Origin of the sequence: Paenibacillus sp. FSL M8-0212, from assembly GCF_038004645.1 — a bacterium.
In the GTDB taxonomy this organism is placed as follows: domain Bacteria; phylum Bacillota; class Bacilli; order Paenibacillales; family Paenibacillaceae; genus Paenibacillus.
Map to the genome: position 1 here is coordinate 853793 of NZ_JBBORP010000001.1, position 24761 is coordinate 878553.

A 24761-nucleotide genomic window follows, 5' to 3' on the forward strand; every position below is an offset into this window, starting at 1 on the left:
GTTTCTTCCACTCTACCCTATATTATCACAAAATCACGTCCAGATTTCCATCAATCCTTGAGCATACAAGTTCTGACAGAATCATGTTATCCTCCAGCCTTCCCCATTACGTCAAAAAAAGACCGAAAAACGTCATCACGACGCTCCCCGGTCCTTCCTTTTTTTAAAACTTTATATGCAATTGCAGTCTAGACGCGCTCGAACCGGAACATCTCGCTCAGATAGTCTCCTGATGTGCTGCCTACCGAAATACCGCCATACATAAGAGCATCGCCGGTAAAGGTCTCTGATCCGCCTTTCAGACGGTAATCCGCATTAGGGTCCAATCCTTTCAGCTTCAGCCGCTGAAGTGGCGCATTGGGCTCAGAGAGCACGCGGAAGTAGAATACAACGGCTTCGCTTCCGTCTGGTGCAATAAACATCCACGCTGTCTCATTGCCTTCAAACGGACTGAGCAAGCGACGGAATGTTCCATATTGAACCGTTCCACGAATCTCTTTGTACAGCTCAACCTGGGCTTTCACGATGTCGTTCTCTTCCTCCGTGAATTTTGTCAGGTCCAGCTCGTACCCGAAGTTGCCCGACATCGCAACATGTCCCCGAATCTCAAGCGAAGTGATCCGGTTCACCTGATGATTCGGTACCGCCGAGATATGTGATCCCATCGAACTTACCGGGTACACAAGACTGGTACCGTACTGAATCCGCAGACGGGATATGGCATCCGTGTTATCACTTGTCCACGTCTGTGGCATGTAATACAGCATGCCTGGATCGAAGCGGCCACCACCACCTGAACAACTCTCGAACAGAATGTTCGGGAACGCCGAAGTGATTCGTTCCATGACGTCATACAGTCCGAGCATGTAACGATGCGCTGTCTCACGCTGTCTATCTGCCGGAAGCAACGCAGAACCCACTTCCGTCATATTGCGGTTCATGTCCCATTTCACATAAGTGATTGGTGCAGAACCAAGTACGTCTGTTAACATGCGCACAATCTCATCACGTACATCCTGACGAGAGAAGTCGAGTACCAGTTGTTGACGTCCTTCTGTCCGGCGACGATCAGGCACATGCAGACACCAGTCTGGGTGCGCACGGTACAGCTCACTGTCTGGTGAGATCATCTCAGGCTCAAACCACAATCCGAACTGCATGTCCAGACCTGTTACCCGGTTAGCCAGATCATCCAGACCCTGTGGCAATTTGTTCTTATCTACAATCCAGTCGCCCAACGAGGAGTTGTCACTGTCCCGATGTCCAAACCAGCCATCATCCAAGACAAACAGCTCAATACCCAGCTTCTGTCCAGCACGAGCGATTTGTTCAATCTTGTCCGCATTAAATCCAAAGTAAGTCGCTTCCCAGTTGTTGACCAAAACCGGACGTTCCGCATTACGGAACTTACCACGCGCAAGACGCTCCCGATACAATTCGTGGTAGGACTGTGACATGCCGTCCAAACCTGCAGCCGAGTACACCATAACCGTTTCAGGTGTCTGGAACGCTTCCTGTGGCTCCAACTTCCAGCTGAACTCGAACGGGTTGATCCCGAGTGATACACGGGTGGTGTGGAACTGATCCACTTCAGCCTGTGCAGTGAAGCTACCGCTATAGACGAGACTGAATCCGTAGACTTCACCCTGATCTTCGTCCGTACCTGGTGTCATCAGCGCAATAAATGGATTCTGCTGGTGACTGCTTGAACCACGACGGCTCTCAATTCCTTGCAGGCCTGAAGCAAGCGGTCTGCGAACAATATCACGTTCCCGTGTCCATGCACCTGACAATTGCAACAATTCATAATCCGCATGCGGGAAATCAACAGATGAACTGAGCGCACGCACCACATTCACTGAGGTAGCGCTCTCATTAATGATACGCATCGAACGTGTAATTGCATTAAATGCCGTAAAGGCTGTATAGGAAAGCTCAATTTTGATGCCTGCAACGCGGTCTTCCAACTCAATAACCAACGTCTCTGCTTCTTCATCAGATTCAACATACGTTGCTGGTAATCCAGTAAGCGCTGACTTTCCTTTGATCAATCGATGACCTGTATACGTAAACTCTGAAACCGTTGAGCCATTCTCAAGTTCCAATTGGATTGCAGGATTACGGAAATCACTCGTGCCATACACTGGCAATTCCACTGGCAACGTATCGAATGAGATCGTACGATCCTCTGGCACAGGGTTAGGGCTAAAGGACGCTCGTTCTGTCCGTACATGCAACCAGCTCAGATCGGTGTCGCGTAATTTTTTGCCATAATACAAATGCACCAAATATCCTGAAGGCAGTACCTGAAATACGTAACTGGCCTCGCGGGTCTGTAAATGAAATTGAAGTTTCTCCTGATTGATGTAAATGCTCATATGTCTCCTCCACCTCTATATATAGGTCTTTCGGGTAAACGGTTTCTCAGGTTTCATTATAGCGAAAAGATCGCCAATGTTCTACGCTTTCATCAAGCTTTAATCAAAAGAGCGCATAACAGCCCGAAGGATGTCATACGCTCTTTTGGTTACAGTCTGAATTCAGTGTGTTCCCTTACAGGAACATCCATTGCCAACGGACGGCAGGGCAGCGTACAAGACGCTGGTTACTGCCTAAAAATCGATTAAACCAAGGCTGATCTGTAAGGCTTCGTTGACCAATTTCATGGTCTCCTCGTCCAGATGGGTAATCTTGTCAGTCAGCCTCTGCTTATCAATCGTCCGTATTTGTTCGAGCAAAATAACCGAGTCCCGGTCAAAGCCGTGTGCCGCCGCATCAATTTCAACATGCGTTGGCAGCTTTGCCTTCTGAATCTGGGCGGTGATAGCCGCCACAATACAAGTTGGACTGAACCGGTTGCCGATATCATTCTGGATCACCAGAACCGGCCTGACTCCACCTTGCTCGGAACCGACAACGGGAGAAAGATCCGCAAAAAAAACGTCACCACGTTTTACGATCAATGTCTACACCCCGCTAACTAAGCGGTCCAGAGTGCTGTCCGCATCTTCCTCCGCATGAAAGGCTTCGGATGCCATGGTCAGATTAATTTTTGCCATCTCCATGTACCCTCGCTGCATCGTTTCACGGATGTAACGTTTCTTACGCTCCGTTAAATACAGCTTCATAGCCTGCCTAATCAATTCGCTGCGGTTGGAATTCTCCAGCGCTACGATGCCATCCACTTCCTGCAAAAGATAATCAGGTAAACTGATCATGATCCGCTTGGTGTTCTGCAAGTTGGCCACCTTTCTTCCACCCCCACAAACCTTTCGCCATTGTGAACCAGTATTACGTTTTTCCAGAACTTTTATACAAAGGAATATATATGCCCCGAGTATATCAAGTATGCTGTACTCCATTATAAACACGGGGAACAATATTCGTACAGACCAAACATCTCAATTCAGGAATTAAATCCTTACCGTCATACATAATTCGAGATGCTCCGACAGTTTTCCTTCTGTTCTGAAAAAAAGTTTATTGGTAATGACGTCCAGTTTAGCTGTCAGGATGTCAAAAGTGGATTGATTCTGGCGACAACTGCTCCCCCGCGGGTATATACCCGCGGAATGCGGTGCGCCATCATGCAGATCACCTCATAAGCAATCGTACCGAGCTGGATTGCCACCTCGTCTGCGGTTATTACGCCACCAGACTGATGACCGATGAGGACAACCTCTTCGCCGACTTGAATTTCTTCCGCCTCTTCCGCGAAAGATTGTAACGACACCATACACTGATCCATGCAGATCGTACCGACGACAGGGACGCGGCGGCCGCGTACAAGCACTTGTGCTTTACCTGTCAGCATTCTGGAGAATCCGTCTGCATATCCGAGCGGCAGGGTCGCTATTCGTTCGTAACCTTGCGTAAAATAACGGGTTCCGTAACTGATCCCCCAATGGGGTGGCAGTGTTTTGACCAGAACCGCTTTTGTCTTCAGCGTCAATACCGGGGACAGCTTCACCACCTGATGATTCACCTCAGCCGAAGGATACAGTCCGTACAGGCTTATTCCCACACGTACCATGTCATAGGACAATTCCGGTGTATCAATGGCAGCAGCGCTGTTCGCCGTATGTATAATCGGGATGGAACATCCCTGATCCCTGAGCGCATGAACCACGCCTTGGAACCGTCTATACTGCTCCAGTGTATAGGTTTTGTCTTCTTCATCTGCTCTGGCAAAATGGGTAAACATGCCTTCCAGCATCACCTGATTGAGCGAAGTTACTTCCTGAATGAAAGCCAATGCCTCATCGCCAGGCAACAGACCTAATCGGCCCATGCCGCTGTCGATTTTAATATGAACCTTCAGTTTGTTAGCGAATGTGCTCGCATCCAGATGTCGAATGGCGTCAAGCACTTCCCTGCTGAACAGTGTGACGGTCACATCATGTTGCCATGCAACAGCGATCCCTTCAGGCGGCGTATAACCCAATACCAGAATTGGAATCGTAATCCCATGTTGTCGCAGTTCCAGAGCTTCGTCAAGAAAAGCCACACTTAAGTAATCCACACCCACTCGTTCCAGTTCTCTAGCCGTCTCCACCGCTCCGTGTCCATAGGCATTGGCCTTCACACAGGCGAGGAATTTCATGCCCTGAGGCAATGCCTCGCGGAAAGTTTCTACGTTAGTACACAAATGATCCAAATTGATGTCCGCTTGGGTCGGCCGATATTGTCCTTGCACGTTAAGTCACCTTCTCTAATCATCTTAATCCGGCTCACGTCAGACTCCATCGTAATGCTCCAGCATGTGACTGTCAAATGAACCGAAGTTTCGCATTCAAAAACAGATGTAAGGTGCGCCGTTTGAGGAACAAATGCGAACACAGAAGAAGACCAATAAGCGAGATTGGCAGGGCTAAATTCCACTTTCCCACCCCAGCAAAATCTGCTTATATCGATTATTTACCCGGTTCCCTCTGCGTAGAAGCGCATTTTGCATTATTGGGTGTATTGAGTAAGAAAAACGGCGCCAGATGAATACCTGTCTTACATCAAAGCAAAGCACCGGAGAACGGGTCTCCGATGCTTCTTAGCATTCCTTATGTTTATGCTACTATTCGTTCATTCGTTCAAAAATCATTTACCTGACTCTTCCTGCATCGAAGTTGCAATGCGTACCATTTCGTTCTGAGGCAGGTCTGCACTGGTGATCCGATATTCTATACCATCTGTCATCCATGTCAGTGTCTGCAACGCATCTCCGCTGATCATCCCCAGTGTGAATCCAAGATCCACTACACTGGATGGAGCAAGCGATACAGCTCGATCCTGCGGTCTGGCTTCGAATATCGTGTAATTATATGTTCCTTCATAACGAAGCATAACCGAATAGTCCCCAGCCTCTTCCAGGATCTGATCATCCTTGAGCTGCACACCTTCTGGCGCATAAGTCGGCTGAATTACACCAAAACTGTCTGCCCCTTCCGGCTCTGCAAGCGTTGGTTCTTCGCCTTCCTGACCTGTTGCAGCACCCTCTGTACCTTGCTGCTCTGTGTCACCACCTACACCCGACTGTCCATCAGTAACGGCTCCATCAGGTTCAGGCGCTGTATGAGGATTGGCAGGTTCTTTACCGCCCTCACCTGTTTGCTCCGCAGGAGTTACACCAGAATCCGTTCCTGTTTTGCCGCCTTCTTCTGTATTGGCTGTCATGTTACGTTGCATATCAAAGGCATCTTTCTCAAATTCAGTCCCGAATTTGAAGGAGTCAAACTTCACATCCACAACCACATTGGCATTGGAGTCGGATACCTCCACCTGTTTAGGTGCGTAATCCGATTTGTTCAGCCAGATTTTCTGTCTGACAAGTGCGTGTGTATTATAATTGGCAGCTACATCAAAAACATAGCTCTCCTTCTCATCCGCAAACTGACGGGTTGTATCCCCCGTAATGCTCCGAATCAATGTTTCATAGAGATATACCTGTCCCTGATTATCTGGCCAATTGCTCTGAAAACGGAAGCTTTTGTTCTGGCTCGGCGTCAAAACAAACACGCCTTCATCGTTACGCAGTACAATCTGTGTTACATCCTTTTTGGCATTCGTTAACGCAATACGATAATAGGAAGGCTTCTGATGCCATACCTCGACCTTGTACTGCTGCGGCGTATCTCCGGTATGCAGCGTCATCACGCCTGCCCCCTGGTAACTTTCCATCTCTCCTACGACTTCGTTCAGATCTTTGACCACAGCTGCCGCATCCTTCTTCCCGCAGGCGGCAAGTAAGGCCGATAAGACCAATACCATGGCAAGCATCCATGATATTCGGCGCATGACATCATCCCCTTTAGCACATGTTTTCACTTCAGGATTGTGCTTGCAGCAGAACCCCTACTTGATTAGTACATGTTATGAGGGACTTGTTCGATATATGCGGACTAGTTTGACAAGCAATCGGTGAAGTCCGTTAATAAGGCATTGCTACGCAAAATCAGTCTCGGGGAGGATGTTAACTTTATCCAGAAAAGGCATAGTAGATTGTAGGAAATTATTCGTTTATTGAATATTGGGAGGGGAAGGTATGACGACAACTAAGCTTCGTACATCACTGGAAGGACTGGATGAATTCATCGACGAGCAGCTTCAATTATGGAATGGTGTCGGCACAGCGGTGGCTGTGATTCATAAGGATGAAGTCATCTGGCAAAAAGGCTACGGTTATCGTGACCTGGAGTCCAAACTTGAAGTTACCCCTAATACGTTGTTTGCCATCGGTTCAAGTACCAAAGCCTTTACCGCAGCAACCGCTGCTCTGCTTGTGGATCAGGGGATACTGGACTGGGATACCCCTGTGAAGTCGTATATGAAAGACTTCAAGATGTTTGATACGGTCGCAACAGAACGTCTCACTATTCGCGACATGTTGTGTCATCGCTCCGGTCTTCCAAGGCATGAGTTGGTATGGTACAACTCCCCACGCACAAGAGAAGAACTTGTTCGTACATTACAGTATCTGGAGCCAAATCAGGATTTCCGAAACAAATGGCAGTATCAGAACCTGATGTACATGACGGCAGGTTATCTGGTTGGACAATTGAAAGAAAATTCGTGGGAAGAGGTTGTTCAAAAGTCTCTATTTGACCCACTAGGTATGAACTCAAGCCTATTCTCTGTCGATGAGATGCAGCTTCAGACTGACTATGCCTGTCCTTATATAGAGAAAGATGGTCAGAATATTAGAACTCCTTTTCGAGCCATCGATACCATAGGACCCGCTGGTTCCATTAACAGTAATCTAGTCGATATGATTGCATGGCTTCAGTTCCAATTGCATTCAGGAGAATGGAAAGGAAAATCATTGATCTCTAAGGAACAGATGAAGGTTATGCACAGTCCTCAGATGGCTTTTGATTCACCATTCAACAGCAAAGAGCTGCCTGTAGGTACATATGGTCTGGGCTGGATGATTGAGCCATATCGTGGACATGCCATGATTCATCATGGTGGGGCTATTGATGGCTTCGCATCACAGGTTGCCTTTTTGCCAGAGGAGCAGATCGGGATCGTAGTACTGAGCAATACCAACGGAAGTGTTATTCCATATACGGTTGCTTTTCATATCATGGACCGACTGCTTGGATTGGAACCCGTCAATTGGAGTTCCAGAATGAGCAAATTAATGGGGAAAGAATCAGCAGAAACGGAGACTAATCCGGAGAATCCTTTGGAAGTACCTATTCAGCCAGACTCTGCCGTTGAGGAAAAAGTTGAAGAACCTCACATTACACCTTGTGATCGTCCTCTCATCACTTATGCAGGTATTTACACGAATCCTGGTTATGGCGAGATGTCTATTAAGGAAACATCGGACGGGTTACAAGCAACCTTTAACGCCATCGAAATGCCTATGGAATACACCGGAAAAGATACGTTTTCCGTCGAATTTGTGTTATTCGGTCTGAAGATCACATATACGTTCACCCTGAATGAATCATCAGAAGTTGCACAATCCATTTCCATTCCTTTGTTGCTTGAGCCGGGTACAAAGCCTATTGAATTCATTAGGGTTTCGTAAATGATCAGAACCTATATAAATTAAACTAATGAATGTTTACACTGGTCACTCCGATGACAGAACAACCTTCTGATCGCTGTTATCCCCAGATTTCTTTGATTTCTTTTCATAAAGGGAAAATCCGGGGATAAAGGCGAACGCTCTGCTTCTTCAGGTTATTTCTGTCCTCTCCGTTTTGTATAAATGTTTAATTCAATTTATATAGAGAACACCTGCTTCATTTCCGTTGTGGTAGCCATACCTACTACAACGGAATATACACCGGATAACTCGTATCCTCTTCCTCGGCACCAGGGCTTCTCTTCACCCACAATCTGCGCAGATCAGGCAGACCATACCCCGCAAGACGATAATCTCGCAACGAATCATGATGGGCGTGTTCTTCCTTGAAGCTGTATGTGGGCAGAAGCAACGCCTCCTGAATCAGTCGATCTTCTAGCCGAATCAATCTACTCAACCGCTCCGCAGGTTCCTGGATCATGACCACTCGTCCACATTCCTGTTCCAGTTCATGTCTCCAGTAATCATTCATCGCGATCAGGAATAACGTGTTCTGGAAGGTATACATCGTCACGAGACTCAGTATGACATGATCATTGAAGACTTCTCCTGTATAGATCAGATCACAATTCCCGAACTCATCTTGATAGACTGCATGGATCGGATCTCCCCGCATAATGTTGATATGTAGGCCAATCTGTTTACATCTCTCTGCGAACCAGACCATATCTGCCTCCATCATCTCTCCTTCTTCCACCCACAGACTTAAACTTTGCCCTTGGTAAGAGCTACGACGCAATAATGCTGAGGCCCTCGCCAGTGAGGTCTCGACGGAAAGTACTGTTTCAGGTGTGACCGAACCATCCGGTTGTTCCGAATGCTGTTTCCATAGCTCCCCTTGATCCGCACCCTCCGTTAGATGTTGCTTCTGTACTCGTCCTCGAATTAAACTATAAGCAGGCTGTGTGTTTGTGCTCCCGAGCGCTTCCGTCAGCTCATAAGCGTTCAATAGCTGTTGAACAGCCCGGCGAAAATTCACATCATGCTGTGGCCCTTCCTTCTGCATATTAAACGTCATATACACTCCGCCCTGCATCTCATGCTGTACAGCACGAGGCTCCGCATCCGAAAATAAATCATGTTTGATGATGGACTCCGCTTTTCCCGAGTGGGGGATCTGCCACACTTCAACGCGATCCACATAAGCCCTCCCTTTGAAATAAGCAAGGAATACCTCAAGCACAAGCAGCTTCGAATCATGACGAGTCAACCGATAAGGTCCTGTGCCAATTGGATGAAGCGGGTTCATCTCCACGTCTCTAGGCAGGATAGATGCACACATACTGCTCATTAGATCCGGGAACATGAAGTTGGGCTTATTCAACACAAAACGTACAGTCAACTGGTCATACGCTTCTATGCTCTCAATGGAACTAAACAGAGGCCTGCACGGGTTACTCTTGTCAGAGATAATGCGATCAAAGGTAAACTTCACGTCCTCTGCATCCAGTATCCTTCCATGATGAAAAGGTATGCCTTTGTGCAGATAAAAGGTCCATTCCCTTCCGTCCTCATGACTCTCCCATGCTATAGCCAGACTCGGCTCACATACTTGGCGTTCAGCATTATAACGAACCAGACGATCAAAGACCTCTGCAATGATGAAAACTTCTCCCCACATCCCCGTCTGCGTTGGGTCGAGTGTCTTAAAAGGTGTATTCTGCGGAATTCGCAAAGTATCCACTCGCCCTCTGTCCCCTTCATTCGAACGCAGACCGAATTGAGTCTGCATTTGCTGCATCAGATGTTCTCGCATCGTAATTGGCAAAGCGGCGGCCAGTTCATAGGCGTCCTCCATCCTGTTCCCATTCAGTAGGTGCTCAAACCGTTCACGCGCCACTTCAAGCAACGGGATGTAAAATACCAGCATCGATTTTTTGCCCCTGCCACGCTGCGGGTTCCACCTGACCCACCCGTTCTCCTTGAATTTGTTCATAATGAGGTTCATGTTGCGCATGGTACAACATAAAAGATCGGCAAGTTCACCTACCGTTGTATATACTTCTTGTTCATCATGCACATGTGGAAAGTTTAATCGCAGTTGAATGTAATGTTCTGATACGTCCATATATGTCCTCCCTTCTGCTAAAATACGAAATCCATCCGGATGCTTCTACAGTTTTTCTTCAGGTTTTCCTCCATTATACTCAGTAACATCAACATGACCAGTGGGAAGGAAGAAAAACGACTTATGAAATACGCTGATCTGCACCCTAACATCAGGATACGAATCATTACTGATTTTTTCACCGATTTGACCCAGAAGTCCATCATTCCATTCATGGCGATCTATCTGAGTGTTCAGATTGGCGCAGGTATGGCGGGGGTATTGCTGACGGTCAATATTGTAGCTTCCATGATTGTGGGATTGTGGGCAGGATATTGGTCGGATCGAATTGGTCGGAAGAAATTGATGGTGATCGCACAAAGTCTCCAAGTCATGGCTCTACTCGGCTTGGCCATCGCCAATTCGCCGTGGATGGATTCAATCATCGTCACCTGCCTCATGTTTCTGCTCAGCAGTCTCAGTTCAGGGATCACAGTGCCGATAGCTAATGCCATGATTGTTGACGTGAGCAGTGAACATGAACGTCATTATGTATATGGGTTGCAATATTGGACAACAAACGTTGCTGTAACCTTTGGCGCACTGATGGGCGGGCTATTATTCGAATCATTTCGTTTCCTATTGTTCAGTCTGGTATGCCTAGAAAGCCTAGCTACCCTGTTTATTTTGATCTTTATGATTCGTGAAACAATGGATAAACGTGTACTTGGTTATGGTGATGCTCCCATCCAGAGGAACATATTGAAAACGTACTGGGCGGTCTTTCAGGACAAACGTTTCATGATATTTTTCACGGCTACGGTACTTGCAGTCTCCCTGGAATTTCAGTTGGATAAATACATCGCTGTTCGTCTAAAAAAAGAATTCACCGCTCAACTGTTCGGCTCAGATATCTCAGGTTTGCATATGTTCAGCCTAATCATGGTCATCAACACCGTACTGGTCGCCTTGGTTGCCATTCCATTCTCCAAATGGATAGGTCGCTTCCAGTCCCGATCTATCATGACTGTCGGTATGCTCCTCTATACCGCAGGTTTCACCGTACTTGCTTTCAGCAACTGGGCCTGGTTACTTATCTTCTCCGCTATATTGCTGACCATTGGAGAATTGATGTACGCCCCTGTTCGTCTGGTCATGCTCGCGGGTATGATTCCAGATTCGGACCGTGCTGCCTATATGGCTGCTGACGGGTTGAGTTATAACGTTGCTGCCCTCCTCGGCAGTATTGGGTTAACTATTGGAGCCTTTCTGCCCTCCTATGCGATGGCTGGTCTGTATATCCTGATGGGGCTTGGAGCGCTCATCTTTTTCCGAATGTTACTTCGGAAGGCAGAGGAACAGAATCAACATCTGCCGTGTGCAGATGCATCTTGATTTCACTTTTCCGACAACTTTTCCGACAACAAAATAATCATCCAAGGGAGCCTGCCAGGCTCTCTTTTTCATGACCAATCTCATCGCATACAGGTAAATTATCTTTAACATTTTGTATATTATAGTTTACATTTAGTAAAATATCATGTACATTAGGTTCATGGAGGTGAGCAAGTGGAAGAATTACACAATCACGTTCGGGAGTTACGAGCCAGAGACCGGCTATCCCAAGCGGAACTGGCCAAACTCATTGGTGCATCCCGTCAAACCATTGCCCTGATTGAGCGTGGAGATTACTCTCCGTCGGTCGTTCTGGCACTAAAAATAGCACATGTATTTCGTGAACCTGTCGAAAAAATCTTTGAACTGAAAGGTGGAGATTAAAATGAAAAATTCATCATCCTCGTCCATCAAAAAGCGGTTGCGTCTTCCCTTGTATGCAGCAGGTGGCGCTGTAGTTGGTTTTCTGGGAGCTAGCGGAGTCAGTAAACTCCCTTCTGACTTGAACTGGACGCTGTCCGTGTATTATGACTATGATCTTTTATTCGCAATACTGGCGGCTCTTGTGGTAGTTATGACGGTGTGGAACATCTTCAGTCTCTCCCGCACGCCATCTGTCCCTCCCATGGAAGATGATGCTTATGGAGATTCCGATTCACTCATCTCTCCCGCAGAGCGCTCCCTTGGGAAAGCGATGATCCTCAGCGGATTCAGCGTTATTCTTACGTTTACCTGGGCAGCACTCGCCTTGTCCTTATATGCATCCAACCGAACCATGCCGAATTCTCCAGAACTGTTTAACCTCTTGAATCTCGTTGCTTCGTGTATCTCCATTATCATCGTTGTGGTCGTGCAAACTCTGACTGTGAAGCGATACAACCGTTATTATCCTGAACGCACTCTGGATCTGAACTCGCGCAATATGAAGAAGGATCATTTTGAGAAGCTGGATGAAGGCGAGAAATGGCTTGTGTATCGCGCAGCCTATCGTTCTTTTCAGATGATGAATGTACTTCTTGGTGTCGGAATGGTCTCTATGGTTCTATATTCGATGCTCTTTACCTTTGCTCCATTCCCAATTGTAATGCTCTCTGTGATCTGGATTGCCAACATTGGAATCTATTATCGTGAAACCTATCGTGCGAGTAATCAGTAATACATGGGTAAGTAACTATTTTGTAAATATTTTCATAAAGGAGTGTTTGCATGCATTTATCCAAACGAAAGACCCGTTTCAGGTTCACCTCCCTAACAGGAGCTTTCATGGCTGTGGTTCTGTCTCTCAGTCTATGGGTACCCGCAGTCCAGGCGGAGACAGCGACTCCAGTAGCTGCTGAACAAGGAAAGACGAAAGCGCTGACAACTGAATCGGCTACAGCATTTCTGGATTCATTCTTCGATTCACCTGAGGCAAAAGCCCATTATGTGGGAGCCTCCGTTGTTGTTGTGAAGGATGGCAAAGTTCTGGCGGAAAAAGGCTATGGCTTCTCCGATGTGGAGAGCAAAACAGCGATCGATCCGAAAAATACGGCCTTCCGTGTAGCCTCTGTCTCCAAAACGTTCACGTCTGCTGCTGTAATGCAGCTGGTGGAGCAAGGCAAGGTTGATCTGCAAGCTGATTTTCAGACCTATGTGAAAGGGCTCGAATTTGATAATCCTTTTGACAAACCTGTAACTGTGGAGAACCTGCTCACCCACACGACCGGATTCGAGATCCGTGATCCGCAGCAGGAAGACATCCATACTGATTTTGACAAGTACATAGCGATGGAGGATTACGCACAGCAACACATGCCTCCTGTCGTTCGAGAGCCTGGTAGCGCCTACATGTACGATAATTTTTCGTTTTTGCTGCTTGGCATGATTGTCGAGAATGTAAGCGGCGAGCCTTTTGAATCCTACATGCAACAGCATATCTTCAAACCGTTGGGAATGGATAACAGCAGTTTCATGCTGGACAAAAAGTTCCAGAAGCAGCTTGCTACAGGCTATGATGCGGCACACAATCCGCTTGATCTGTACACCATCTCTCCAACACCAATGCCTCAAGGTGGCATGTTGTCTACCGCAGAAGACATCGGGAAGTTCATGATTGCGTTCCTGAATGATGGCGTGAAAGACAACGAGCGTATTCTCAAGGAATCCACAGTGAAAAGCATGGAACAGTACCGGTCTTCCATTCATCCACTGTTACCAAACACCACGTATGGATTCGAAGCTGCATTTCAGCTTCCCGGAGCAGGAAGTAATCCAAGTATCATTACAAAAGGAGGCGACCTGACCGGATTCAGCTCTTATCTCTTCCTTATTCCCGAGCAAAATACAGGCGTTTTCCTGACGTATAATCAAAATGGAGCACTTCGTAATCTGTTCTACCCGGCATTCATTCAAAGTTTCTTCCCGCAATATGCAGAGCCTGTACAGTTCAAGGAATACACGCCGCAATCCGTAGCTGAGCTGCAACGCTTCACCGGATTGTACGCCGATCTTCGACTTAGCACGATTGTAAGTTCCCTGAAAGGTGGCGGGGATAAGCCAGGACAACTGAGCATTAACGATGTATTCCTAGGTCAACGCAACCTGATTCAGGTGGAAGATAATCTCTTCAAAGATGAATTGACTGGTCAATTCACAGCATTCAAAGAATATGCAGATGGCACCACATACATGAAAGAACCTTACCTCAACCCTATGGGTTATGAGAAAAAAGGTCAAAAGCCTATGGGCTTCCGGGATGTTCGTGAGAACAGTCCTTATGCTGAAGCCATCTACGCCATACAATCTCTTGGATATTATGAGAATGATGGCAACAAGTCTTTCCAACCAAAAACAGGTGTAACACGAGCTGAATTTATTGAGAACACCCTTAAACTGAGTGGATTGAAGCCCAGCAAAACTACGCCTCCTGCTGACACCGACTGGGCAGACCATACAGCGGCCGGATATATTCAACTCGGATATGAGTTGGGTATGATTACTGGCACGGACGAACAGCAGTTTAAGCCGGATCAAGTGATTATCCGACAGGAAGCAATGGTCATGATGTGGAGAATTATGCAACTGCAATATCCTAGCGAACTGTTCAATGATGTGAAACTTGCGGGGCACACAGATGCATGGGCTGTACCAGCCATTCAGATGATGGCGAAGCTTGGTATCCATGGACCCGAGGTAAAAGTGCTGGAAGATGGGTCCATTGATTTACTTTCCCGCAAACCTCTGATTCGTCAGGAAGAGGCTGCGATTATGTATGCGCTGCTTACCCAACCAACAGATCAAATCGTCGCTGAACTGATGGCTGCTCAGCAGCCGCAAGCTGAACCTGCTGAAGGAGCCGAGCCTGCAGAGGAGACATCTGAAACTGCGCCGGTTCCTGTACCAGCGCCGGTCCCTTCTGCAGCATCAGCACAATAAAAATAAAATATCTCATACCGATTAGATTTATCATGCTTATGACAAGAAAAACAGGCTTGTTCAGAAGGATACGATCCTTCTTGAACAAGCCTGTTTTGTTACTTTTCATAACTTATTATTATAGCGATCTGTTACTGAGTGATATCCGTCTCTATTCGATCAACGAAGATACATGGGGGTTCCCGTTGCGCTGATCAAACTTGGCTGCAGCGGTCTGCGCATGCTCCGCAAAGTAATCGGCAAGCTTGAGCAGGTCGCCTGGATCGCCTTCATACGGGAAGGATGCTGGCAGACGCAATCGGTATTCTGGAGATTCTTCCACCCAGCGGCGAAGCAACGATGCCGCTCTGGCATAAAACAACATTTTGGCGTAAGGATCTTCATGATCCGCAGCCAACACCAGTGTTTCCTCCAGCACATCAATGCCTTTTGCAGGGTTCGTACGTGTGAGATAATCCATCTGTTCCGCAAAACTCTGCACAAAATCGTTCTGGCCTTTGATCAGTCGATATCCCTTGGTCTGATGTTTATCTGCTTCTGCAGTCCGTCCCAGACGGTATAGCGGCATCAAAATCTCGGACAAGGTCAGATGAGGAATCTCCGCACAGCTCATACGCCCTTTCAGGATAGGCTGTGCCGCCTCCAACACCTTCTCATCGTCTCCTTTTAACAGGAAATATCGCATAATCTCATCCTGCTCACAGGCTTCGCAGTCACTCATAAAGTCACGGTCCATCGTTCTGAATCGATCATAACTGCGTCCCGCCTCCTCCAGCTCCCCAAAATCCATAAAGATCCGGAATCGATAATACCAGTAGGAGCGTTCGCTGTAACCGTACGACTTGAAACGCCGTCCAAAATCCTCCAACAACTCCATGATCTTCTCACGTGATATTTCCGGGAAGTCGGGCATCTTGCCCAATATCCATTTGTACGACCACATTAATGTTTCTTCATCATATTCTTCGGGCTGTTGGTCGAACTTGCCCAGCTGCCAGGAAAAAGCAATCAGTGCTTTCATCGGATAACCGCAGAATGTTGCTGTCTCCACAATCTCCGATCTTGCTTCGTATGCCTCTTCCTCCATGCCGTTCACATCGGCAACTCTTGCCGCTTCCTCCAGCATACCAAGCTTCGCCGGACCATTGGGTAAGCCATAGGCCTCGTCCATCAATTCTTCAAAATCCATCTCTGTCTTCATCAGGCATCCCCCTTACGATCTGTATTTGCACGTAAACCCCAATCTATAAAACGAACAATGCCCTGATTTAACACTTCAAGCTCCTGTTTGCTCATGGCATAATGACCCATCATCAGTGCATTGACATATAACATTTCAATGGCAATCGGTGTCATCTGATCATCCGGTGATGTCAGTACCCGCTGAATGATCGGATTACTCACGTTCAGATACAAGGTTGAGTACCCTGCTGAACTCATGCCAGAAGACAATGAACCCAGAACAGATGAGAACAATTCCGTGCTCTCCTCGCTTGCTTTTTCCAGCGCACGAAGCGTTGAGGATTCCTGAGACAGCGTGAACAACACCGGGAGATCCGATGGCTTGAAACCTTTCACCTCAGCCCGACAACGGAAGCGCTGTAAGGCAGAATCTGCCAGTCGCAATGCATCATAATATTGATTACGTTCAGCAGGAGGTACGTCGGTGAAACTCATCGAAACCTGGTCCGGTTGTAGACGCTCCGTCTGTACATTATGCACAGCCATCGGCAATGTCTCCATCAACTCGCCGTCATAGATGTAACCACCGTTAATCACCAACATCGATTGTGCGGATGCTACATGATGAATCTGACGGTACTCATCGACAGAAGACATGAAATACAACTTCTCTCCTTCATCGATTAGCTCACCCAGTTCACGGTGACCCCTCGTGCTCTCAAATGGCAGCCAGCGATGAATCATGGCGTAGAATGCCTGATCCTGTACAGCCAGTGCCTTCATGGACAAGGCATGCAGGCGAATCAGCTTCTGTAGCCGTTCCGTCTGGCTCTCAGCCATGTCGGCCAGTCCCTTGCGAAGTGCGTCTCCAAGTTCGGAGCGAACTTCCTCCAGCTTTTCATTTTCATAAAAATGTTCCCGTGATGCCGTCGGTTGAAGCTCATCTGTCCAGATCAGGCATTTCACGAAGAAAGCCCACTCTGGCAAAATGTTCTCAGCCTTCTCCGAAATCAGCATTCGCTTCAGGTAAACCCGGTGAGAACGCTTGGCATTCAGATTAACCGCGTGTGGCAGTACAAAAGCAACACCCCCGGTACGGCCTGAAGCTGTCGTCAACGGAATGAAGTCCTGGAACTGCTCCCCAAGCAGACGTTCACCAAAAGCCAATACCTCTGATCTGCGTGAACGTGCGAGTGCAGGGTCCATCAGCCAGATCGGTGTCTCGCTATTCACCACATGTTGGGTGCCGTCATGATCCAGCATGACCGGATACGGCAATAACGCTCCGTAATAGAACAGAGCTTCTTTCACATAATCTGGTTCAAAGTAGTGCGCCGCGTCCGGTGTGCAACGCAGATATACTTTGGTCCCCGGGGACAGCTGTGTGTCCAACTGTCGAATCGTATAGGTGCCATCCGGCTTGCCCCGCCACTCCATCGAAGGGCCGCCCTTCGCGGATTGCGTCAGCATGACAATTTCGTGACTCACCATGAAACAGGATAACAACCCAATCCCGAAACGCCCGATAAACGAAGTCTCTCCATCCAGCAGCGCTTGCTGCCCCCTCTTCGAAGATTGTCCAATCATAGCTAGGAATTCATGGATGTCAGCTTCGGTCAAGCCGATGCCGTTGTCTTCCACCATCATGGTCAATTGTTCACCTGTTCCTGTCAGTTCCACACGAACTTTGCCCTGATACCCTGGCTCGGCCTCCGTTCGTGCAGTAATCGCATCCGTCGCATTCTGCATCAGTTCTCGCAAGAACACTTTCGGACTGCTATATAGATGGTTGGATAAAATCTGGATCATCCCGCTCAGGTTCACTTGAAAACGATATTCATTGGATGCTGTCATGACTCACTCACCTTCCTCTACGTCCAAGCACAATATGTACCCATACGATGTAATCATATGGATGTGTTAGACGAATTCATTATGTAATCGTTAAAAACAGACGTTCCCGTGACAGGCACGCCTAAACATCACGTCAAGCCGCCCCTGGATAACCAAGACCGGCGTTAGATGAATATTACAGGCATTCATGAGACGTAAGGCCTTATCTTCCATTACCACGTTATGAATAGCAATGAAACGGATGTTCTACCCTAAAATAAGGATACATGTTACACGGCAGAGAAAAAACAAACCTGAGACCCGATTTCAGACAGACTTCAGGGTAAATATGCATCCTACATTCGGGACTATTGAAGGAGGAAAATATCTTTTTTGTCGTCCATTTGAACGATATCAGCCTACCGCACGTATAATCTCCAAACTCAGATCGGACGGTGAATATACATGATCGAAGTACGCAACATATCCAAGCAATTCAAGGAGCATCAAGCACTGCATGATGTCAGTTTCACAGTTAAACAAGGCAGTGTCACCGGGTTGATTGGACCCAACGGTTCGGGCAAAACCACACTGATCCGTATCATGAATGGTGTTTTGGGCGCTTCCGGTGGACAGGTAACCATTAACGGATTGGACGCCGCTCGTGAGGCGGAGAAAGTACTGGCCATGTGTGGCACCCTTACCGAGCAAAGTGGATTATATGAAAATATGAGCGGGCGTGACAATCTGACTTTCTTCGCAGATGTTTTTGGCCTGAAGCATGCCAAGAAACGAATCGACGAGCTTGTAACTCTGTTCGAGTTGCAGGATTATCAGCATCGAAAAGTCGGCACCTATAGTACAGGCATGAAGAAACGCTTGGGCCTTGCACGAGTACTCTTGCACCGTCCTTCCATCCTGTTTCTGGATGAGCCCACCAATGGCCTGGATCCGGATGGAATTCAGATGGTTCTGCGCATGATCCGTCAGTTAAATAAGGAAGAAAAGATGACAATCCTGGTCTCATCCCATGTGCTGTCCCAACTGTCAGCCGTCTGTGATCATTATATTTTCATGGAAAAGGGGCGCATCGTGGAGGAAGGCACGGAACAGGAGATTGTTAGCCGGTACCTGTCCACTCCGAAGCTCGAAGTAGAAGCCGACATGCCCGATGGATGGCACACGACAACCGACTTTACACCTGAAATAATCTCCGCACATAAAGCGACATTCCAGCTTACATCGCGTGAAGATATTCCATTACTGCTAAGGCAATTAACGGAGCATGGTCAAGTCTATCAGGCCCGCATCACGGGCAGTGATCTGGAAAGTATCTATTTTGCCATAAGGGAGGCACACCACCATGAATAACAGCCAAGCCATACGTGCACTGGTACGCAAAGATATTAGGTCCATCACAGCCAGCGTTCAGCTCTGGTTGCCCATGTTGATCGTTCCACTGATTATCGGAATCATTATGCCCTCTGCTCTCCTGTGGGCGGCCTCCAGAATGGAACTTCGTTCTCTGGGCAACATCAGCTTTCTGCTCGAATCATTGGATGCGTTAACCCATGGTGGACAGATTCCTCAGCTTGCTTCCATGCCTACAGATAATCATCGTATTGTCTATTACTTGGCCATGTATATGTTCGCTCCCTTGTTTCTCATCATTCCGGTGATGGCATCCAGTATTCTGACGGCCAATAGTTTCGCTGGGGAGAAGGAACACAAAACGCTGGAAGGATTGTTGTTCACACCGATCAGTATGAACACTCTTTTTAAAGGTAAAGTACTAGCTGCCCTGATCCCTTCCATTATATTATCCTGGGTTACTTTCCTGATCTACGGAATCATTGCCAATATTCTGATGTACCCCATGTTTGGAACGTTGATGTTTCCCAATCTGAACTGGATAATACTTGTCGTGTGGGTTGTTCCCGCTTGCAGTCTTATGGTCATTTTATTAAACGTCCTGATCTCGGCCAAGGTCCGTGGGTTCCAGGAAGCTTATCAGCTCGGCGGATTAATTGTCCTTCCCCTCATCGCCTTAGTCGCTGGTCAAGCCAGTGGCATGCTGCTGATTGGTCCTTGGATGTTACTCATGATTGGAGCAGTGCTCCTGCTCATAAGTGTGGTTCTTCTTCGTCTGGTCACGTCGTGGAATAGTCGCCAGCAACTGGCTGAAAGTCAGATCTGAACGATGTGGAGTGTAACGAAGAAATTCAACAGATTACACTGTCGCTCCGCTATACAGATTGAGAAATAAATAAGTGCAGGTTATGATGTGGAGATATATGCTATGGGATGATCTTAGAGAGGAATGGAACAACTGTATGGAATCCAAACTACTTCAAAAATTAAAATATGCTTCACAATTAACCGCACAGGAGAAACATATTGTGGACTATATCCTGAACAATCCCGAAGTTGTATTTGATTCTACAGCCCATGAACTGGCTCAGCAGACCTATACAAGCTCATCCACTATTGTTCGCTTATGCAAAAAGCTGGGTACCAAGGGGTACCCAGACTTTCAGTTAAAGCTTGCTCTTGAATATCAACAGATGCCTTCAGCGTTGCAGACGCTGGATTCTCCGTTCGCAGAACAAGGCAATGTGCTGGCTGCCATCGACTCAGTTCCTTACCTGTACCAGCAGGCGCTGGAGGATACCCGCCGGATGTTAAACGCTCCTGTTTTGCTACGAATCGCTAGCTGGGTCAAAGAATCCGTACGCATTGATGTCTATGGCAGTGATATGAATTATTATCTGGCTCAACAGGCTTGTACCAAGTGGAATGAACTCGGCATATCTGCGATTGCTCACAATAGTCCGAACATGCATTATTTGAACACGATGAATCCGAATAGCCTGACGCTGTCTTTTGTTATATCGCACACAGGTGAGAACCAATCCATGATTGAAGCCGCCAAAGTGCTCAATAGCAAACAGATGAAAGTCATCGCGGTCACGGGCAACAACCATTCAACCCTATCCAAGCATTGTGATGAAACGCTGCTGGCTTATGGATACAATGAACAATTAAGGCTATCCAAAATGTCTTCGATGGTCTCGGTACTCTACATTTTCGACATGTTATACATGGGGAGCATTAGCGATACGTATTAATGATTAAAGCTGGTCCGCTGCAAATACAATCGCGGCATCCTTACGTGCACTCATGAGTACACTCATCACAGACTGGCTGTGTTCGAGCAGTTCGTAACACCGTTTGTAATCACCACTTGCATGAATGTCCCTGAACGCTTCCCACTCATAGTACAGCCAATTGGATTGGCTCTGGGCATTATACACCTCAGCAGGCTCATTCCCGATCTGAAGCTTGATCTCCCGGCAACCGTTTGCTCCTCCCACAACCTGAAGATAACCTTTCTCGCCCTGAATGAGCACAAAGTTCATGCTGTTTGTGTCTTTGGCACCTACACATTCGGCAATAAAATCCGGATACTTGAGAACCACTACTCCTGATGTATCAATGCCGTTTGCATGCTGGTTCGCGGTATACGATACGGTATTCGGACTGCCAAACAGATTCATGACCAAATGCAGATTATAAATATTGATATCCATCAGCGCGCCACCAGAGAATTGTGGATTAAATACATTTGGTGTTTGCCCTGCAAGCAGATCATTGTATTTGCGCGAGTATTGACTGTAGTTACACTGGATGAGTTTGATCGGACCAAGCTTTGGTAGCTGCTCCTGTATGACTTTAATATTGGGCAGATGAATGTTGGAGATAGCTTCAAACAACAACAGATTCTTTTCTTTTGCAAGTGCAATCAGCGTTTCTGCTTCCTGAAGCGTGGACGTGAACGGTTTTTCGCAGACGACATGTTTGCCATGTTGAAGTGCCTGATAGGCCTGTTCGTAGTGCATGCTGTTTGGTGAAGCAATATATACGAGATCTACATTTGTATCTGAAAATAGGGATTCCAGGTCCGTATAGATGGTATCGACCTCATACTTCCCCGCAAGCTCCTGTGCTGTCTCTCTCTTCCGGGAGTACATCGCTGTACACGTAACATCATCCAGCTCATTGATCGCAGATAAAATGGCATCCACAATGGACCCTGTACCAATCGTTGCTATATTCATCATGTCGTCTCTCTCCTGTCGTTGGTTGTTTGTCAGTTGGCTCTCTTCGCCGCTTCGATTCCGTCATGTAAAATATCCAATACATATAAAACCTCTTCATCCTTGACCGGTTTATCACCGTTACGTCGAATGGCTTGAAGCAGTTGATCATATAAAATGCCATAGTCTGTCGCTTCCGAAGGAACTTTCTCCGTATGTGATGTTCCCTTATCGTCCACATAACTAATCGTACCCCAGTTATTCTCCGGTTCAGCTTCAATGGATACCCGGGTTCGTCCATCTCCATTTTTCGTTTGATGTCCGCTGCTATATTTAACAAAGCTCCCTCGATCCCCGTGTACAATGAATTTTGGATGTTCGATCTTCACAAGCAGACTGCACTTAATCGTGGCCTTTATTCGTCCATAACGAAAATCAATATCGATATAATCATCGGATTCACCCGGCGTGATCAAACTCCGAACATCATAATTAATTCGGTCGGCTACGCCATAGATGGAGATCAACTGATCGATGGTATGTACAGCCAAACCATGCAGCAGTCCAAATCCACTTCTGGTGTACTGTGGGTGAAAATAATCATAGTGGGACTGGATTTCAACAATATTCCCTAGTTTGCCGCTCTCAATCACTTTTTTCAATGTCAGAAAGTCACCATCAAATCTGCGATTTTGATTCGCCATGGCGATGAGATTTTTACGATTGGCTAGTTCAAAGATATCTTTGGCTTCCGCAGAAGTGGAGGCAAAAGGTTTCTCGACCAGCACATGTTTCCCGTTCTCCAATGCCAGCTTGGCGTATTCTACATGGCTATCCACATGGGTGGCAACAACAATCAATTCAATCTCATCATCTTGCAATATGTCTTCGACATTGGTCGAAAAAGTAATCTCGGGATAAAGTAATTCACGCTCTGTATCGCCAACCCGGTCTTCCTCGCGACGGTATATTGTCTTCACCTTGATATTTTCTTTCTTGTCCAGATAAGGCAAATGATAATTCACCACTGCGTTCCCAAATCCGATGATCGCCATATTCAATTCCATAATCGCTCACTCCTCTGCTCTGGTTGAGAGTTATGTTATCACGATCAAGTCAGGCGGAGAATGCTTTGGGACGGGATTGGCAGCATCATGCGCAATTCGATTTCAGGTTTGAATGACTATGAAATTCAATTTCATCCTCTTCTTTTTTTCATGTTTGAGATCTAACATATCTTCCATAGTTTACCGATATAACATAAGGAATTAACGACATACATATAGAAGAACGAGGGGGACGATGAACGAATGAAAACAGGGTATACATACTTACAACGCACCATCTGTACATTGCTGTTATTTACACTCATTGCAGCAGTGACATTGGGAGGTGGAACCGCAGCCCAGGCAGCTTCACTCAGCCAATCCACAGTGTATTATGAGTCAGATGGCGTCCTGTACAAAGTATCCGCTGATGGCAGCAATACAACAGAAGTATTAATTGATTTCCAAGGTGTAGACTTGCTCGCGGCAGGCTCTTATCTCTACTACACGCAGACTGCTTCTTCCACAACCTTGCTCCGGGTTCCGAATGACGGGTCCAGCGATGAGGCAGAGACATTTGCTACAGATGTACTCAGCTATTATACGGATAACGGATTCATCTATTATCTGGATGCTACAGGTACCATTTATCGGGCGAATGGCAATAGTGACGCTTCATCTGTCACCAAGATTGCTGACAAGGCCGATACCGACTTTCCGTTTCTCCTGGTAACCAAAGGGCGTGCCTACTATAATGCGTTGGTTAATGGAAACACGTGGATCGTGTCCAAAACGTCCAACGGTTCTGGAGCTGTGCAGCGGATTGCCGCAGGCGCAGTGGAAGGACGTTATTTTACGAACCAAGCCAAAAACGAACTGCAACTGATGGTAAATACAGACCCCTACGAGGATTTCTATTCCACCAATGCTGTTGTCATGTATAAGGTGAATTACAACACTGGTAAGGCGACCGCTGTTAATCCCAAAGCCAAACTGGATGTGAATGCTGTATATTCCGGTGGTTGGGGAAACAATCTTTACGTGTATAACAAAGGAATCGTTCTCGACAGCAACAAAGATTACAATTATGCCAAAGGCAAAGCGTTTGCGTTAACAACTTCAGCCAAAACACTTCAACTTCATAACAAAAGCGTTCGTGAAGTAAGTGCCTTAGGTACAGACAAGGTTGTCCTTATTGATGCAGACAAAAAGGCTTATGCCAAAACGGTCTCGGGCAACAAAGTGACCAAGTCTGCCAACCTGAACCTGAACAATGTAACGTATGTTGCGAATCAATTGACCAATGGTACAGCTACGGCTGCATACATCTCGGGCAACAACGGACTCTATTCGGTCAATACAGCTCTCAAGGTAACGAAACTTACCGGGGACGAATGGGATGCATTCCATATCAGAGATGATGTTGCGGGCCTCTTCTACATCAATGCCAAAGATCAATATCGCTTGTATCACGTGCAAACGGGTGGAACAGGGAAAAAAGTAATGAGTGAAGTTTTCCTCGACAATATTCTATTGGTGACACCGTACTAACATATATTGTTGATTCAGGCGTATAGCCCATTCAACGGACTTGTCCATAACAAAAAGGATTACCTTGCAGCCATAACGGCTCTTGGTAGTCCTTTTTTGGTTGTCGA

Annotated in this window: 19 protein-coding genes; 9 read left to right on the forward strand and 10 right to left on the reverse strand. The window is 46.9% G+C overall.

Annotated elements, in window-relative coordinates:
• Positions 1 to 188 precede the first annotated feature (188 nt).
• From MKX68_RS04040 to MKX68_RS04060, 5 genes are all read right to left on the reverse strand, one after another.
• Positions 189 to 2378, reverse strand: coding sequence for an alpha-galactosidase (locus MKX68_RS04040; RefSeq protein ID WP_340909308.1), 2190 nt, complete (start codon positions 2376 to 2378; stop codon positions 189 to 191).
• Between the two features lie 234 nt (positions 2379 to 2612).
• Positions 2613 to 2963: a type II toxin-antitoxin system PemK/MazF family toxin gene (locus tag MKX68_RS04045; RefSeq protein ID WP_024630714.1), complete on the reverse strand. Its 351-nt coding sequence runs from the start codon at positions 2961 to 2963 to the stop codon at positions 2613 to 2615.
• A 3-nt stretch (positions 2964 to 2966) separates the two neighbouring features.
• On the reverse strand, positions 2967 to 3248 hold the full coding sequence (locus tag MKX68_RS04050) for a CopG family ribbon-helix-helix protein (RefSeq protein WP_017690037.1): 282 nt from the start codon (positions 3246 to 3248) through the stop codon (positions 2967 to 2969).
• A gap of 260 nt (positions 3249 to 3508) precedes the next feature.
• The gene (gene alr / locus MKX68_RS04055) at positions 3509 to 4696 is read right to left on the reverse strand and encodes an alanine racemase (RefSeq protein WP_340909311.1); all 1188 of its coding nucleotides are present in this window, start codon (positions 4694 to 4696) and stop codon (positions 3509 to 3511) included.
• Positions 4697 to 5091: 395 nt separating this feature from the next.
• The gene (locus MKX68_RS04060; protein ID WP_340909314.1) at positions 5092 to 6288 is read right to left on the reverse strand and encodes an outer membrane lipoprotein-sorting protein; all 1197 of its coding nucleotides are present in this window, start codon (positions 6286 to 6288) and stop codon (positions 5092 to 5094) included.
• A 247-nt stretch (positions 6289 to 6535) separates the two neighbouring features.
• Here MKX68_RS04060 and MKX68_RS04065 point away from each other — a divergent pair, with 247 nt between their 5' ends.
• Complete coding sequence (locus tag MKX68_RS04065; RefSeq protein ID WP_340909316.1) at positions 6536 to 8029, forward strand: serine hydrolase; 1494 nt, start codon at positions 6536 to 6538, stop codon at positions 8027 to 8029.
• Positions 8030 to 8273: 244 nt separating this feature from the next.
• Here MKX68_RS04065 and MKX68_RS04070 read toward each other — a convergent pair whose 3' ends face one another.
• Positions 8274 to 10157 carry an ABC transporter substrate-binding protein gene (locus MKX68_RS04070; RefSeq protein ID WP_340909318.1) on the reverse strand — a complete coding sequence of 628 codons (1884 nt, stop codon included), beginning with the start codon at positions 10155 to 10157 and terminating at the stop codon, positions 8274 to 8276.
• Between the two features lie 123 nt (positions 10158 to 10280).
• Between MKX68_RS04070 and MKX68_RS04075 the strand changes: the two genes are divergently transcribed.
• The 4 genes from MKX68_RS04075 to MKX68_RS04090 all read left to right on the forward strand — a co-directional run bounded on the left by MKX68_RS04075 (position 10281) and on the right by MKX68_RS04090 (position 14945).
• A complete protein-coding gene (locus tag MKX68_RS04075) occupies positions 10281 to 11531 on the forward strand; it encodes an MFS transporter (protein WP_340909320.1) in 1251 nt (416 codons plus the stop codon).
• Between the two features lie 174 nt (positions 11532 to 11705).
• Positions 11706 to 11915, forward strand: a complete 210-nt coding sequence (locus tag MKX68_RS04080) for a helix-turn-helix transcriptional regulator (RefSeq protein WP_017690042.1) — start codon at positions 11706 to 11708, stop codon at positions 11913 to 11915.
• Between the two features lies 1 nt (position 11916).
• The gene (locus MKX68_RS04085; protein WP_091033675.1) at positions 11917 to 12687 is read left to right on the forward strand and encodes a DUF3169 family protein; all 771 of its coding nucleotides are present in this window, start codon (positions 11917 to 11919) and stop codon (positions 12685 to 12687) included.
• Positions 12688 to 12737: 50 nt separating this feature from the next.
• The gene (locus MKX68_RS04090) at positions 12738 to 14945 is read left to right on the forward strand and encodes a serine hydrolase (protein ID WP_340909322.1); all 2208 of its coding nucleotides are present in this window, start codon (positions 12738 to 12740) and stop codon (positions 14943 to 14945) included.
• Positions 14946 to 15096: 151 nt separating this feature from the next.
• Here MKX68_RS04090 and MKX68_RS04095 read toward each other — a convergent pair whose 3' ends face one another.
• Complete coding sequence (locus MKX68_RS04095) at positions 15097 to 16146, reverse strand: hypothetical protein (protein ID WP_340909325.1); 1050 nt, start codon at positions 16144 to 16146, stop codon at positions 15097 to 15099.
• Complete coding sequence (locus MKX68_RS04100) at positions 16146 to 17981, reverse strand: HSP90 family protein (protein ID WP_340909328.1); 1836 nt, start codon at positions 17979 to 17981, stop codon at positions 16146 to 16148. The genes MKX68_RS04095 and MKX68_RS04100 overlap by 1 nt, the downstream gene beginning before the upstream one ends.
• 444 nt (positions 17982 to 18425) lie before the next feature.
• Here MKX68_RS04100 and MKX68_RS04105 point away from each other — a divergent pair, with 444 nt between their 5' ends.
• The 3 genes from MKX68_RS04105 to MKX68_RS04115 all read left to right on the forward strand — a co-directional run bounded on the left by MKX68_RS04105 (position 18426) and on the right by MKX68_RS04115 (position 21088).
• Positions 18426 to 19331, forward strand: coding sequence for an ABC transporter ATP-binding protein (locus tag MKX68_RS04105; protein ID WP_340909331.1), 906 nt, complete (start codon positions 18426 to 18428; stop codon positions 19329 to 19331).
• On the forward strand, positions 19324 to 20157 hold the full coding sequence (locus tag MKX68_RS04110; protein WP_340909335.1) for an ABC transporter permease subunit: 834 nt from the start codon (positions 19324 to 19326) through the stop codon (positions 20155 to 20157). The genes MKX68_RS04105 and MKX68_RS04110 overlap by 8 nt, the downstream gene beginning before the upstream one ends.
• A gap of 136 nt (positions 20158 to 20293) precedes the next feature.
• Positions 20294 to 21088: a MurR/RpiR family transcriptional regulator gene (locus MKX68_RS04115; protein ID WP_340909338.1), complete on the forward strand. Its 795-nt coding sequence runs from the start codon at positions 20294 to 20296 to the stop codon at positions 21086 to 21088.
• Between the two features lie 3 nt (positions 21089 to 21091).
• Here the strand turns inward: MKX68_RS04115 and MKX68_RS04120 are convergent, their stop codons facing one another.
• Positions 21092 to 22078 carry a Gfo/Idh/MocA family protein gene (locus MKX68_RS04120; protein WP_340915276.1) on the reverse strand — a complete coding sequence of 329 codons (987 nt, stop codon included), beginning with the start codon at positions 22076 to 22078 and terminating at the stop codon, positions 21092 to 21094.
• 32 nt (positions 22079 to 22110) lie between these two features.
• Positions 22111 to 23124: a Gfo/Idh/MocA family oxidoreductase gene (locus tag MKX68_RS04125; protein ID WP_340909340.1), complete on the reverse strand. Its 1014-nt coding sequence runs from the start codon at positions 23122 to 23124 to the stop codon at positions 22111 to 22113.
• A 243-nt stretch (positions 23125 to 23367) separates the two neighbouring features.
• Here MKX68_RS04125 and MKX68_RS04130 point away from each other — a divergent pair, with 243 nt between their 5' ends.
• Complete coding sequence (locus MKX68_RS04130) at positions 23368 to 24654, forward strand: DUF5050 domain-containing protein (RefSeq protein ID WP_340909343.1); 1287 nt, start codon at positions 23368 to 23370, stop codon at positions 24652 to 24654.
• Positions 24655 to 24761 lie beyond the last annotated feature (107 nt).

Excerpts from the sequence above, each read along its gene's own strand:
- MKX68_RS04070 (WP_340909318.1), bottom strand. The coding sequence starts at position 10,157 with ATGGACGTATCAGAACATTACATTCAACTGCGATTAAACTTTCCACAT.
- MKX68_RS04085 (WP_091033675.1), top strand. The coding sequence starts at position 11,917 with ATGAAAAATTCATCATCCTCGTCCATCAAAAAGCGGTTGCGTCTTCCC.
- MKX68_RS04100 (WP_340909328.1), bottom strand. The coding sequence starts at position 17,981 with ATGACAGCATCCAATGAATATCGTTTTCAAGTGAACCTGAGCGGGATG.
- MKX68_RS04040 (WP_340909308.1), bottom strand. The coding sequence starts at position 2,378 with ATGAGCATTTACATCAATCAGGAGAAACTTCAATTTCATTTACAGACC.
- MKX68_RS04115 (WP_340909338.1), top strand. The coding sequence starts at position 20,294 with ATGGAATCCAAACTACTTCAAAAATTAAAATATGCTTCACAATTAACC.
- MKX68_RS04060 (WP_340909314.1), bottom strand. The coding sequence starts at position 6,288 with ATGCGCCGAATATCATGGATGCTTGCCATGGTATTGGTCTTATCGGCC.
- MKX68_RS04075 (WP_340909320.1), top strand. The coding sequence starts at position 10,281 with ATGAAATACGCTGATCTGCACCCTAACATCAGGATACGAATCATTACT.
- MKX68_RS04110 (WP_340909335.1), top strand. The coding sequence starts at position 19,324 with ATGAATAACAGCCAAGCCATACGTGCACTGGTACGCAAAGATATTAGG.
- MKX68_RS04090 (WP_340909322.1), top strand. The coding sequence starts at position 12,738 with ATGCATTTATCCAAACGAAAGACCCGTTTCAGGTTCACCTCCCTAACA.
- MKX68_RS04120 (WP_340915276.1), bottom strand. The coding sequence starts at position 22,078 with ATGAATATAGCAACGATTGGTACAGGGTCCATTGTGGATGCCATTTTA.
- MKX68_RS04105 (WP_340909331.1), top strand. The coding sequence starts at position 18,426 with ATGATCGAAGTACGCAACATATCCAAGCAATTCAAGGAGCATCAAGCA.
- MKX68_RS04095 (WP_340909325.1), bottom strand. The coding sequence starts at position 16,146 with ATGAAGACAGAGATGGATTTTGAAGAATTGATGGACGAGGCCTATGGC.
- MKX68_RS04125 (WP_340909340.1), bottom strand. The coding sequence starts at position 23,124 with ATGGAATTGAATATGGCGATCATCGGATTTGGGAACGCAGTGGTGAAT.
- MKX68_RS04065 (WP_340909316.1), top strand. The coding sequence starts at position 6,536 with ATGACGACAACTAAGCTTCGTACATCACTGGAAGGACTGGATGAATTC.
- MKX68_RS04130 (WP_340909343.1), top strand. The coding sequence starts at position 23,368 with ATGAAAACAGGGTATACATACTTACAACGCACCATCTGTACATTGCTG.